General features: G+C 70.2%; 12 protein-coding genes. 4 read left to right on the top strand and 8 right to left on the bottom strand.

The annotated features are described in order from the left end of the window. Positions 1-2 precede the first annotated feature (2 nt). The 4 genes from OG885_RS14835 to OG885_RS14820 form a co-directional block, all read right to left on the bottom strand. Entirely contained in the window at positions 3-863 is an 861-nt protein-coding gene (locus OG885_RS14835; RefSeq protein ID WP_405731105.1) for a carbohydrate ABC transporter permease, read from the bottom strand. Between the two features lie 7 nt (positions 864-870). After that, the gene (locus OG885_RS14830) at positions 871-2,244 is read right to left on the bottom strand and encodes an extracellular solute-binding protein (protein ID WP_405731103.1); all 1,374 of its coding nucleotides are present in this window, start codon (positions 2,242-2,244) and stop codon (positions 871-873) included. A gap of 109 nt (positions 2,245-2,353) precedes the next feature. After that, entirely contained in the window at positions 2,354-3,052 is a 699-nt protein-coding gene (locus tag OG885_RS14825; RefSeq protein WP_405731101.1) for a response regulator, read from the bottom strand. After that, positions 3,049-4,755: an ATP-binding protein gene (locus OG885_RS14820; protein WP_405731099.1), complete on the bottom strand. Its 1,707-nt coding sequence runs from the start codon at positions 4,753-4,755 to the stop codon at positions 3,049-3,051. Before OG885_RS14820 ends, OG885_RS14825 begins: the two co-directional genes overlap by 4 nt. A 121-nt stretch (positions 4,756-4,876) precedes the next feature. Here OG885_RS14820 and OG885_RS14815 point away from each other — a divergent pair, with 121 nt between their 5' ends. Both OG885_RS14815 and OG885_RS14810 read left to right on the top strand, forming a co-directional pair. After that, a complete protein-coding gene (locus tag OG885_RS14815; protein ID WP_399949977.1) occupies positions 4,877-6,307 on the top strand; it encodes a cation:dicarboxylate symporter family transporter in 1,431 nt (476 codons plus the stop codon). 167 nt (positions 6,308-6,474) lie between these two features. Next, complete coding sequence (locus OG885_RS14810; protein WP_405731097.1) at positions 6,475-7,254, top strand: DUF2127 domain-containing protein; 780 nt, start codon at positions 6,475-6,477, stop codon at positions 7,252-7,254. Positions 7,255-7,417: 163 nt separating this feature from the next. Here the strand turns inward: OG885_RS14810 and OG885_RS14805 are convergent, their stop codons facing one another. Then, positions 7,418-7,885: a hypothetical protein gene (locus tag OG885_RS14805; RefSeq protein ID WP_405731095.1), complete on the bottom strand. Its 468-nt coding sequence runs from the start codon at positions 7,883-7,885 to the stop codon at positions 7,418-7,420. A gap of 72 nt (positions 7,886-7,957) precedes the next feature. Further along, on the bottom strand, positions 7,958-8,398 hold the full coding sequence (locus OG885_RS14800; RefSeq protein WP_405731093.1) for a MarR family winged helix-turn-helix transcriptional regulator: 441 nt from the start codon (positions 8,396-8,398) through the stop codon (positions 7,958-7,960). Positions 8,399-8,505: 107 nt separating this feature from the next. Here OG885_RS14800 and OG885_RS14795 point away from each other — a divergent pair, with 107 nt between their 5' ends. Together OG885_RS14795 and OG885_RS14790 are read left to right on the top strand one after the other, a co-directional pair. Then, complete coding sequence (locus tag OG885_RS14795; RefSeq protein WP_405731091.1) at positions 8,506-9,144, top strand: maleylpyruvate isomerase family mycothiol-dependent enzyme; 639 nt, start codon at positions 8,506-8,508, stop codon at positions 9,142-9,144. 155 nt (positions 9,145-9,299) lie between these two features. Then, the gene (locus OG885_RS14790; protein WP_405731089.1) at positions 9,300-10,796 is read left to right on the top strand and encodes an AAA family ATPase; all 1,497 of its coding nucleotides are present in this window, start codon (positions 9,300-9,302) and stop codon (positions 10,794-10,796) included. On the opposite strand, the gene OG885_RS14785 is transcribed toward OG885_RS14790, so the two are convergent. Both OG885_RS14785 and OG885_RS14780 read right to left on the bottom strand, forming a co-directional pair. Next, complete coding sequence (locus OG885_RS14785; protein WP_405731087.1) at positions 10,793-11,683, bottom strand: aldo/keto reductase; 891 nt, start codon at positions 11,681-11,683, stop codon at positions 10,793-10,795. The two genes, OG885_RS14790 and OG885_RS14785, sit on opposite strands and share 4 nt — an antisense overlap. A gap of 1 nt (position 11,684) precedes the next feature. After that, the gene (locus tag OG885_RS14780; RefSeq protein WP_405731085.1) at positions 11,685-12,599 is read right to left on the bottom strand and encodes an NAD-dependent epimerase/dehydratase family protein; all 915 of its coding nucleotides are present in this window, start codon (positions 12,597-12,599) and stop codon (positions 11,685-11,687) included. Between the last annotated feature and the right edge of the window lie 23 nt (positions 12,600-12,622).

Genomic DNA, 12,622 nt, shown 5'->3' with positions numbered 1-12,622 from the left:
GGTCAGACCTCCGTTCGTAGCAGGCGTACGTAGACCATCGAGAACAGCCCGCCCACCACCAGCAGCAACAACGCCACCGCCGTGCCGTAGCCGATCATGCTCTTCTGGAACGCTTCCTCGTACATGAAGAGGGGGAGGGTTTGGCTCTTGCCGCTGGGCCCGCCTCTCGTCATCACCCAGATCAGGCCGAAGACCGACAGGGTCTGGAGGGTGATGAGCATCAGGTTGGTGGCGATGGAGCGGCGGATCATCGGGAGGGTGATGTGCCACATGCGGCGCCAGCCGCCCGCGCCGTCCACCTCCGCCGCTTCCGTGATCTCCTTCGGGATCTCGTTCAGGGCCGCCGAGTACACCAGCATCGAGAAGGCCGTACCCCGCCAGACGTTCGCGAACGACACCGCGAGGATCGGGAGCGTGAACAGCCAGTTCTGGGTGGGGAGATGGAGCCAGTCGAGGAGGGCGTTGAGCGTGCCCTCCTTGCGGAAGAAGGCGTAGAGGAGGAAGCCGGCGACCACCTCCGGCAGTACCCACGCGGTGATGACGATCGCGCCTGTCAGGGTGCGGACCGGCTTCGAGGCGCGCTGCATGAGCGCCGCCAGCGCCAGGCCCAGGGTGTTCTGGCCGAGCAGCGCCGACACGACCGTGAAGACCAGCGTCAGCCATACGGCGTTGAGGAACGCCTCGTCCCCGAACGCCGTACGGAAGTTGTCGAAGCCGACGAACGACTCATGGGCCTGGCCGGTGAGTTGGAGGTCGGTGAAGGCGATGTAGGCGCAGTACGCGATGGGGCCGGCGAGGAAGAGGAGCAGGAGGACGGTGGCGGGGGTGAGGGGGAGGACGCGGACCAGGGATCGGCGGCTCATGCCCGGATCATTTCCGGATCACCTGGCCGTCGGCCGCCGACTCCAGTTCCTCGTCGTACTCCTTCGCCGCGTCCGCCACCGACTTGTCGCCCGTCGTGACTCCCTCCATCGCCTCCTGGATCGCCGTCGACACCTTCGGGTACGCGGGGAACGCCGGGCGGTAGTGCGTGCTCGCGACCAGGTCCGTGAAGAACTTGATGCCGGGCTGGGCGGCCGTGTACGCGGGGTCCTCGGCGACGTCCTTGCGGACGGCGATGCCGGAGTTGGCGATGTACCACTTCTGGGCGTTCGCCTTGGTCTGCATGGTCCTGATGAAGTCGAAGGCCAGGTCCGGGTGGGCCGCCTTGGCGGGGATCGCCCAGGTCCAGCCGCCGGACATGCTCACCTTGCCGGGGGCCTGGCCGTGCTGGGTGGGCATGGGGGCGAGCCCCAACTCCTTCGACCACTGCGGCCATTCGTGGCCGCTGCCCTTCAACCAGTCCTGCGGGAGCCAGGAGCCGTCGAGGTCGATGCCGAGCTTGCCGTTGGGCAGCAGGTCGCCGCGGACGATGGTCTGGATGTTGGGGTCGAGGGCGGTCTCGACGTCCGGGCCGAGCTTCTCCTTGTAGACGGTCTCCACGAAGGCGAGGGCGTCCTTGAAGCCCTGGCCGCCGGCGATCCACTTCTTGGCGGCCGAGTCGTACAGGGGGTCGGTGCCGCCGGTGTCCGTGCCGTACAGGAGCATCTCGAAGCCCTGCATCGTCGCCGCCTCGCCCGCGGGTTTGCCGGTGTAGACGTTGAGGGGCGTGACGTCGGGGACCTTCGCCTTGATCGCGCGGGCCGCGTCGAGGACGTCGCCCCAGGTCTTCGGCTGCCAGGTGGTGGGGAGACCAGCCTTGGCGAAGATGTCCTTGTCGTACCAGAGGCCGCGGGTGTCGGTGCCGTCCGGGACGCCGTACGTCTTCCCGTCCTCACCCCTGGCCGCCGACTTCGCCGTGTCGATGAACTGGTTCCAGTCCGGCCACTTGGCGAGGTACGGGTCGAGGGGCTTCAAGTACCCGCTGGTGATGTCGGAGTTGATGAGGAACGTGTCCTCGTAGACCAGGTCCGGGGCGGTCTTGGGGGAGCGGAGCATCTGCTGGACCTTGGTGTAGTACTCCGAGTCCGGGGCCTTGATGGGGATCAGTTCGACCTTCTTGCCGGGGTACTTCTTCTCGAACTGCGTCTTGATACCGGCGAGATAGTCGTCCATCACCTTGATGGAGTTGTCCGTCGACTGCTTGAAGGAGACATTCAGAGTGTCCGGGTCGCTGCCGGAGCCGCTGCCGCACGCGGTGAGGGCGGTGGCGGCGAGGGCGGCTGCGAGGAGTGCGGGGAGGGCGGCGGTGGGGCGCACGGGCATGACCTCCTGCGGGCTCACGTGGGGGTGGGGCGCGGGATGGGTGCCTGGTGAAGGTAGGTGGGGTGGTCTAGTCAGGTCAATGCCCTCGACACCCTCACCCTCGCCCCCTCTAACGCCCCGACTCCCCCTTGACCCACCGGTACTGCAACTCAGGCCGCCCCACAGTCCCGTACTGCGGAGCCCGTGCCGCCCGTCCCGCGTCCACCAGATGCTCCAGATACCGCCGAGCGGTGATCCGCGAGATCCCCACCACCTCGGCCAGCCCGGTCGCCGTAAGGCCCTCCCCGGACTCCCGCAGAGCGACCGTCACCCGTTCCAACGTCGGTGCGCTCAAGCCCTTCGGCAGCGCCGCCGGCCCCGGCGCCCGCAGCGAAGCCAGCGCCCGGTCCACCTCGTCCTGTCCGCTCGCTTCCCCCACGGCCGCATGGAACTCGGCGTACCGCACGAGCCGGTCCCGCAGTGTGGCGAACGTGAACGGCTTCAGCACGTACTGCACGACCCCCAGCGACACCCCCTCCCGCACCACCGTCAGATCCCGCGCCGACGTCACCGCGATCACGTCCGCCTGATGCCCCGCCGCCCGCAGCGACCGCGCGAACTGCAAGCCGTGCACATCCGGCAGATGCAGGTCCAGCAACAGCAGATCCACCGCCGTACGGTCCAGCAGTCGCCGCGCCTCCGCGCCCGTGTGCGCCTTGCCGACCGCGACGAACCCCGGCACGCGTCCCACGTACATCACATGGGCGTCCGCGGCCACCGGGTCGTCCTCCACGACCAGGACGCGGATCGGCTGTGGCTGGGTCGTCATGCGTCGCCTCCGGATGCGGTGCCTTGCGCAGCTCGCTCGGTCTTGGCCGGTACGGCAGCTGTCGTCGACGCATCTTCGACCATGCCCGCAGGCGCCGTACCCCCGGCATCCCGCAACGGCACCCGCACCTCGAACTCGGCGCCGCCCCCCTCCGCCTCCGACACAGCCAACGTCCCCTCGTGCCGCGCAACCGCCTGCCGCACCAGCGCCAGCCCCAGCCCCCGCCCACCCGGCCCCGCCGGCTTCGTCGAGAACCCGCGCTCGAACACCGCCTCGGCATGCGCCGGGTCGACACCCCCGCCCGTATCCGCGACCCGCAACACCAGCTCGCCACCGTCCGTGTACGCGGTCACCGTCACCCGCGCCCCCACACTCCCCTGCGCCGCGTCCACCGCGTTGTCGATGAGGTTCCCGAGGATCGTCACCAGATCCCGCGAGGGGAGCGACGGCGGCAGCAAGCCGTCGTCCAGGCGGCTGTCCTCCGACACCACCAGCTCCACGCCCCGCTCGTTCGCCTGTGCCGTCTTCCCCAACAACAGCGCGGCCAGCACCGGTTCGCTCACCGCCGCGACCACCTGGTCCGTCAGCGCCTGCGCCAACTCCAACTCCGCCGTCGCGAAGTCCACCGCCTCCTCCGCCCGGCCCAGCTCGATCAGCGAGACCACCGTGTGCAGACGGTTCGCGGCCTCGTGCGCCTGCGAGCGCAGCGCCTGCGTGAAGCCCCGCTCCGAGTCCAACTCGCCCATCACCGACTGGAGTTCCGTCACGTCTCGCAGGGTCACCACCGTGCCCCTGCGCTCGCCCCCGGACACCGGGGAGGTGTTCACCACCAGCACCCGGTCCGCCGCCAGATGCACCTCGTCCACCCTCGGCTCCGACGCCAGCAGCGCGCCCGTCAGCGGTGCCGGCAGCCCCAGCTCCGCCACCGAGCGGCCGACGACCTCGCCCTCCGAGGCGACGCCCAGCAGCTCCCGGCCACCGTCGTTGATCAGCGCCACCCGGTACTGGCCGTCCAGCATCAGCAGCCCCTCGCGCACCGCGTGCAGGGCCGCCTGGTGGTAGTCGTGCATCTGGCTCAGCTCGGCCGCGTTCATGTTGTGGGTGTGGCGGCGCAGGCGGGCGTTGATGGCGTACGTGCCGATCGCGCCCAGCGCCAGCGAGCCCGCCGCGACGCCGAGCAGGGCCGTGAGCTGGCCCTGGACCCGCTTGCTGATCGCCTCGACCTTGATGCCGGCGCTGACCAGGCCGATGACCTTGCCGTCCTCCATGATCGGCGTGACCGCGCGGACCGAGCGGCCCAGGGTGCCCTTGTAGGTCTCGGTGAAGGAGTCGCCGGCCAGGGCCGGGGCGATACGGCCCAGGAACTTCTTGCCGATCTCCTTCTGCGTCGGGTGGGTCCAGCGGATGCCGTGGGTGTTCATGATCGTCACGAAGTCGACGTCCGCGTCGCCCATGACCTGAAGGGCGTACGGCTGGAGCCGGGCCGACGGGTCGGCGGTGTGGATCGCCGCCCGGACGGAAGGTGAGTCGGCGACCGTGCCCGCCACCGCCATGGCCTGCCGGCCCGCCGCCTCCTCGGCCTGGCTGCGGTCGCTGACGTACGTGAACAGCGCGTATCCGGCCACGAGTACCGCTATCAGCACGGCCTGCATGGCGAAGAGCTGGCCGGCCAGGCTGCGGGGACGGGGGACGGGGATGCGCATGTCGTCAGTGTGCCTCCCCGGTTAAGCATGAACTAAATGAACGGAAGGGTGACCGCCCTCACAGGGCAGGAGATAGTCACCGCATTCCTCAAACAGCCCGGACGTGAGCCGCACGCCGGTCATGCCGACGAAGACGTCAAGGAGGGCAGCCGTGGCCGCCAGCACCCCCGGATCGACTGGATCACCCGATACGGCACCCGTGGTCAAGAAGGACCGCACGCACTATCTCTACATCGCGGTGATCGTCGCGGTCGCCCTCGGCATCCTCGTCGGTATGGTCGCACCGGACTTCGCCGTCGAGCTGAAGCCGATCGGTACCGGCTTCGTGAGCCTGATCAAGATGATGATCTCGCCGATCATCTTCTGCACGATCGTCCTGGGCATCGGCTCGGTACGGAAGGCCGCCAAGGTCGGCGCCGTCGGCGGTATCGCCCTCGGCTACTTCATGGTCATGTCGCTGGTCGCGCTCGGTATCGGCCTCGTCGTCGGCAACATCCTCGACCCGGGCACCGGCCTCGCCGTCACCGACGCCGTCAAGGACGTCGGCCACGCCCAGGTCGACGCTGAGGCCAAGGACACCACCGAGTTCCTGCTCGGCATCATCCCGACGACCTTCGTCTCCGCCTTCACCGAGGGCGAGGTCCTCCAGACCCTGCTCATCGCCCTGCTGGCGGGCTTCGCGCTCCAGGCCATGGGCTCCACGGGGCAGCCGATCCTGCGCGGTGTCGAGCACATCCAGCGGCTCGTCTTCCGGATTCTCTCCATGGTGATGTGGGCCGCCCCGATCGGCGCCTTCGGCGCGATGGCCGCCGTCGTCGGTTCCGCGGGTGTGGACGCGCTGAAGGATCTCGCCCTCCTCATGGTGGGCTTCTACATCACCTGTTTCCTGTTCGTCTTCATCGTGCTCGGCGCGCTGCTGCGGGTGATCGCGGGCCTGAACATCCTCAAGCTCTTCAAGTACCTGGGCCGCGAGTTCCTGCTGATCCTCTCCACCTCCTCCTCCGAGTCCGCGCTGCCGCGGCTCATCGCGAAGATGGAGCACATGGGCGTCAGCAAGCCCGTCGTCGGCATCACCGTCCCGACCGGCTACTCCTTCAACCTCGACGGCACCATGATCTACATGACCATGGCCTCGCTGTTCATCGCCGACGCCATGGGTACGCCGATGTCGCTCGGTGAGCAGATCCCGCTGCTGCTGTTCCTGTTCGTCGCCTCGAAGGGCGCCGCCGGTGTCACCGGTGCCGGTCTGGCCACGCTCGCCGGCGGTCTCCAGTCGCACAAGCCGGCCCTGGTGGACGGCCTCGGCCTCATCGTCGGCATCGACCGCTTCATGAGCGAGGCCCGCGCCCTGACCAACTTCGCGGGCAACGCGGTCGCCACGGTGCTGATCGGCACCTGGACCAAGGAGATCGACCGCACCCGGGTCGACCAGGTGCTCGCCGGACAGCTGCCCTTCGACGAGAAGACGCTGCTGGACGAGGACGGCGACGGCGCCGACGTGCACGCGCAGCTGCCGGAGCAGGGCGGCGAGAAGGAACTCGCCAAGGCGTGAGCGCCCGCTGAGACTCCGGGCGGCTGAGTAACTCCCCCGTCGCTCAGCCGCCCGGGCCACACCACCGCGAGGGCCGTGGCCTCACCGAACTCTTACCCGCCCCCACTAGCCTGCCGCGCCTGCCCCCTACAGGCGCGGCAGGCTTTTTCGGTGGAGAGGCACGGGGGATGACGATCGACTGGGACCGGCGGACGTGTGCGCGCCGCGGCCATGTGACCTACGCGCCGGACGACCCCCGGCTGCGGATCCGGCTGCGTGCCGAGACCGCACTCGGCGAGGTCTGGCGCTGTCTGCGCTGCGGTGACTTCGTGCTCGGGGAGCCGCATGGCTCGGGTCCGGCCGCCGAGGCGCCCCTCGTGCCGCGCGGCAAGGTGCTGCGGGATCTGTTCGTGCTGCGCTTCCTCGCGATCGAGCGGGGCGTGCGCGGGGTGTTCATCGTGCTGGTCGCGGCGGCCGTGTGGAAGTTCAGCAACTCCCAGGACGCGGTACGCCGGCTCTTCGACGAGTATCTCGACGTCTTCCGCCCCGTCTTCCGGCACTTCCACTACGACCTCGACCATTCACCGGTCGTCGGCACCATCCAGAAGACCTTCGGGTACCGGCACAACACCCTGCTCCTGGTGGCGGTGCTGCTCCTGGCCTACGCGCTCATCGAGCTGGTCGAGGCGGTCGGCCTCTGGTACGCCAAGCGCTGGGCGGAATATCTGACGGTCGTCGCCACCGCCGCCTTCCTCCCCCTGGAAATCTACGAACTCACCGAGCACATCAGCTGGTTGAAGATCGGCACCCTGGTGCTGAACATCCTCGCGGTGCTCTACATCCTCCTGACCAAGCGCCTGTTCGGCCTACGCGGCGGCCACCGAGCCTTCGAGGAGGAACGACGCGGCGCCTCACTGCTGGAGGTGGAGGAGGCGGCGACCGCACCGACCGAGGCGGGTCGGAGGTAGGAGGCGGCCGCAGGCGTCCGGGCGGGGCGGAGGTTGGGCCACGGCCGTAGGCGTCCGGGCGGGGCGGAGGTTGGGCCACGGCCGTAGGCGTCCGGGCGGGGCGGAGGTCGGGCCACGGCCGTAGGCGTCCGGGCGGGCGGAAGCGGCGGCGGCCATTACCCCTTCAGGCCGGGCGGAAGTAGGCGGCGGCCGCCTCCACGAAACGGTCGTGTGCGGCTCGGGCCGCTTCCTGTGCCGCGTCGAGCGCCTCGGCGCTGGTGGCCGCGTCGACCATGTCGTACGTCGCCACGACCATCTCCTGTGCGGTGGCGTGGACCCGCGGATCGGGAATCAGGAGCCGCAGGGTGACCAGCGGGCGGGTGATGGCCGAGCGGGTGGCGTGGGACCTGGCGCGCAGTTCCTCCAGTTCCGCCTCGTCGGCACCGCGCAGCCGGGCGAGACCGCGCATCCGCAGGGCCCGGCGATGGTCCGAGCCGGCCGAGGCGAGGGTCGTCACCGCTTCGAGGCGCTCGCGGCGCAGCTGTTCGGCGGCGGCCGTCCGTTCGGCCCGGCCGGCCGACAGGTGCTGGAACGTGCCGGTGACTATCGATCCGAGGAGCGTGCCGGCGACGGCGAGGACGGCGGTGAGCATCGGCTGGCTGTGTTCCTGTTCGGCGACGGCTGGATATGGTCCTGTTCGGCGACCGAACCCGGCGGGAGGGTGTCAGGCCCAAGGGTCGGTGATTTCCCGCAGCAGCGTCAGCGCCTCCCGTAGTTGTTTCATGCGCCGCTTGCCCAGGTGTTCCTCCCACTCCCTCTCCACCTCGGCCACCACCCCGTCGGCGACCTCCTTTGCCTCCCATGCCTTCCGTGCCCCGCACACCAGTCGGGCCCGCTTGTCCGTCGGGTCCGGTGTCCGGGTCACATAGCCCGCCTTCTCCAGCTGGTCGACCAGGAAGCCCGCGGTCTGCTTGGTGATCTGGGCCTGTTCGGCCAGTTCGGTCAGCCGGGTGCCGTCGGGGCCGATGCGCTGCATGACCCGGGCCTGGGCGGGGGTGAAGTCGTCGAAACCGGCCTCGGCGAGCGCGGCGAAGACACGGTTCTCCAGCGCCCGGTACGGGAGGAACAGGAGCACGCCCGTGTTGAGCTCGCTCTCCGCCACCATCGTCGACGCTCCCTCGGTCTGTCCTGATCTGCTTGACTTTGGTCAGAGACTCTGACTAATTTGGTCAGAGAAGCTTACCACTTGAGTGGGTGATTCCCATGGGCGTCATGCTGGAGACCGACGAGTTGTGGCAGGTCGTCGACCGTGAGCGCGCGAGCCTCGCGGACCTGCTGGAGAGCCTGGACGCCGAGGAGTGGGAGACACTCACGCGGTGCGGGGACTGGCGGGTGCGGGACGTGGCCGCCCATCTGACCCTCGCGGCGCGTATCACCCGAGGGCAGGCCGTACGGGAGATGATCCGCGCCCGCGGCAACTGGAACCGGATGATCCATGACACGGCCGTGCGTGAGGCCGAGGCCCCCGGTGAGGTGATCGTCGGCCATCTGCGGTCGATCATCGGCTCCCGGCGCCTCGCGCCCATGACCTCACCCCACGAGCCCCTGCTCGACCTCCTCGTCCACGGCCAGGACATCGCCCTCGCGCTGGGCCGGGAGCGCGAGGTGTCGCCGACGGCCGCCCGCGCCGCCGCCGAGCGCGTCTGCACCATGCGGCTCCCGCCCCGGCCGTGGCCCCTGCCCAAGGCGCGGCTCGTCGCCACCGACATCGAGTGGACGCGCGGGGCCGGGGACGAGATCCGGGGCCCGATCGCCGCCCTGCTCCTGCTGCTCACCGGCCGCCCGGAGGCGGCCCGCGAGTGGGCGGGGCGCACCGGGGAGCCGTGGACGGGGGTCACGACTCCCCGGTGACGCGACTCCCTGGTGACGCCGTGACATGCCCTGTCCCTTTCCGGGCTCTTCGCGACCAGTTGCCCCAAATGCTTTGACCCGCCGTCGTGCGAGGGCCCAGGCTGGAGAGCCACGACGGGCACGGTCGTGGGCGGTCGCGACACACGGAGGTGGGCATGGGGGAACCGGGCGATGTGGAGATCCTCGGCAGCAAGGAGTACGAGGCGAGGTACGGCGAGCACCGGGAACCCTCACCCCTGTCGATCAACCGCATCAACGAGCTGTTCTCCGAGTTCCTCATGGCCGTCGCCCGCCCCGGACGCGCCGACCCCGACGGCAGCCGCGACCTCGCCAAGCGCCTCCGCGACCATCTCGGCGCGGCCCCCACGGACCGCCCGGTGGTGAAGGCCGCGTACGCCTCCTTCGAACTGCCCAACGTCCATCTCGCCCTGGAGCGCTGGTTCGCCGCCGACGGCCGCACCCATGAGCTGATCGGCATGCGCGGCGCCCAGCACCACGGCGAACTCACCCTCGGCGACATCATCGACGCCGCCGACCGCTACGACCGCTTCGTCGTCGGCGCCGTCGACTACGCCCAGTTGCCCGTCTCCCCGGACGCCGAACTGGCCTGCGTCTCCTGCGGCTTCTACCTCGGTACGGACGGCGAGGAGCGGTTCGCCGTCCTGCTGCGCGGCCCGCAGGACGAGTACGGACGCAACAAGGTCGAGGTCGAAGTCCTCGCCGCCGACAAGGAGTTCGCGGACCGGCTGCTCGCCGAGGTGGACGTGCTCGTGCGCGCGCACAACGTCTTCCGCGGCCAGGTCCTCTCCTTCGAGGGCTCCGAGTTCGGGCACGGCCTCGGTCCGTTCCGCTTCCACCGCCGCCCCGGTCTGACCCGCGAGGACATCGTGCTGCCCGCCGGGCTGCTGGAGCGGGTGGAGCGCCAGGTCGTGGGGGTGGCCCGGCGCCGGGAGCAGCTCCTCGCGGCCGGTCAGCACCTGCGCCGCGGCCTGCTGCTGTACGGTCCGCCCGGCACCGGCAAGACCCACACCCTCCGGTATCTCCTGTCCCACCTGCCGCAGTTCACCGTGGTGATCCTGTCCGGCGAGAGCATCTCGGCCATCGGCCCCGCCTGTTCCCTCGCCCGGATGCTCCAGCCCGCCCTCGTCGTCCTGGAGGACTGCGACCTCATCGCCGAGGCCCGCGACTACGGCGGAGGTGAACAGCCCCTGCTCTTCCAGGTGCTGAACGAGATGGACGGCCTCGGCGACGACGCCGATGTCGCCTTCCTCCTCACCACCAACCGCGCCGACCTGCTGGAACCCGCCCTCGTCCAGCGCCCGGGACGCGTCGACCTGGCCGTCGAGATCCCGCTCCCGGACGCCGAGGGCCGCGCGGCCCTGCTGGCGCTGTACGGGGGTGGACTCGGCCTGGGCGGGGAGATCACGGACGAGGTCGTGGCCCGCACCGACGGCACGACCGCCTCCTTCACCAAGGAGCTCGTACGCCGCTCCGTGCTGATCGCCGCCGAGAGGGAGTCGGCGCGCACCGAGGCGGGCGATGTCCGCGAGGCCCTCGACGAGCTGCTGTCCGACCGCGACCGGCTGACCCGCAGGCTGCTGGGAGTGCGGGGCGCGAGGGACATCGAGGACGAGGAGTGGACCGAGGACTAGGGCCTGTCCGACAGGCCCTGACCGAGCGGCTCCAGCTGCGCCAGCTCCCGCCCGCTCAGTATCAGTTCCGCCGCGCCCGCCGAGTCCCGGATCGTTTCCGGGCGGCTGGCCCCGGGGATCGGGAGCACGGTCGGTGACTTCGCCAGCAGCCAGGCCAGGCCCACCTGTTGCGGGCTGACCCCGCGTTCCGCCGCTATTTCGTGGAAGGCGCCGAACCGGACGGAACCCGTCAGGCCCGACGGGCCGTCCAGCGAGCTGCGGGAGAGGCCGCCCAGCGGGCTCCAGGGGAGGAAGGCGAGGCCGAGTTCCGTGCAGAGCCGCAACTCGGCCTCACTGTCCCGGACCTCGGGCGAGTAGCGGTTCTGCACCGAGACCAGGCGGTCGCCCAGGATGCCGTGTGCCACCCGGATCTGGTCGACGTCGGTGTTGGAGACGCCGGCCAGCCGGATCTTGCCCTCGTCGAGCAGTTCGCGCAGCGCGCCGACCGACGCCTCGAAGGGGACGGCGGGATCGGGCTTGTGGAGCTGGTAGAGGCCGATGGCCTCGACGCCGAGCCGCTTCAGGGAGCCCTCGGCGGCGCGCTTGAGGTGGCGCGGGTCGCCGTTCACCGTCCAGCTGCCGTCGGCCGGCCGGCCCCGGCCGCCCTTCGTGGCGATCAGGACGTCGGCGCCGGCCAGGGCGCAGGCCACGAGTCGTTCGTTGTGGCCGGGTTCGGCGCCGGGCAGGTGGTACGAGTCCGCCGTGTCGAAGAGGGTCACCCCGGCGTCCAGCGCCGCCCGCACGGTCGCCAGGGCACGCTCCTCGTCCGGCCTGCCCTCGATGGACAGCGGCATCGCGCCGAGGCCTACTGCGCTCACCTTCAGGTCGCCGAGAGTGCGGTACCGCATGTCAGTCGCCGTCCTTTCCGAGGGTCTCCGCCACCGCCGCCGACAGCCACGCCGGTGCGGCGCGGAAGACGAAACCGAGCCGTGTGGCACGGGAGTTGTCCATGCCGTAGGAGCGGAAGAAGGAGAACGGCGAGACCTCGCCGACCTCGACGAGCTGGAGTATGACCTTGCCCTCGGGAATCCGCGCGACGACCGCCTCGCACAGGTCCACGGTGGTCAACAGGCCGTGGGAGGCCGCGTTGATGGGGCCCGTGAAGTCCTCGCCCACCGTCCAGGCCAGGAAATCGGCGATCTCCTCGACGTGGATGTAGGTGGCGGGCTGGTTGGAGAAGGGCACCGCGATCGGCTCGCGGGCCCGGATCCGGGCGGCGTAGTGATCGAGGCGTCCCGTGAAGTCGTCGGCGCCGCCCAGCACATGGGCCACGCGCACGGCCACGTACGGGAAGTCGGGGGCGGCCGCGAACACCGCCTCCGCCTGCCGCTTGCCCTCGCCGTAGTGGGAGTCCAGGAACTCCGGGTCGCCCCAGGGGAGTTCGAGATCGACCGCGACCGTCGACGGATCGACGGCGTCCTCCCGTACGGGCGCGAGGGAGTCCTCGTACTCGTACACCTCGACCGTCGACGTCATCACATAGCGGCCGGTGCGGCCCGTGAAGACCCGGCGGGCGAGCGCCGCCTGGCGCGGGGTGTAGCAGACCTGGTCGACGACGACATCGAACGTGCGCGAACCGAGGGCTTCCCGAAGGGACTGCTCGTCGTCGCGGTCGGCCACGAGATGCACCGCACCGGGCGGCGGCGCCGACGAGCCGCGGTTGAGGACCGTCACCCGGTCCCCGGCGGCCAGCAGCCGCGATATCAGCCGCTTGCCGAAATAGCGGCTGCCGCCGATGACCAGTACCTCTCGTGCCTTTTCCATGACCATAATTCTCCCGGCGTACA

The organism is Streptomyces sp. NBC_00028 (assembly GCF_045041065.1).
Lineage (GTDB): Bacteria > Actinomycetota > Actinomycetes > Streptomycetales > Streptomycetaceae > Streptomyces.
The sequence above is the reverse complement of the archived record's forward strand: the minus strand, read 5'-3'. Positions and strand labels throughout refer to the sequence as shown.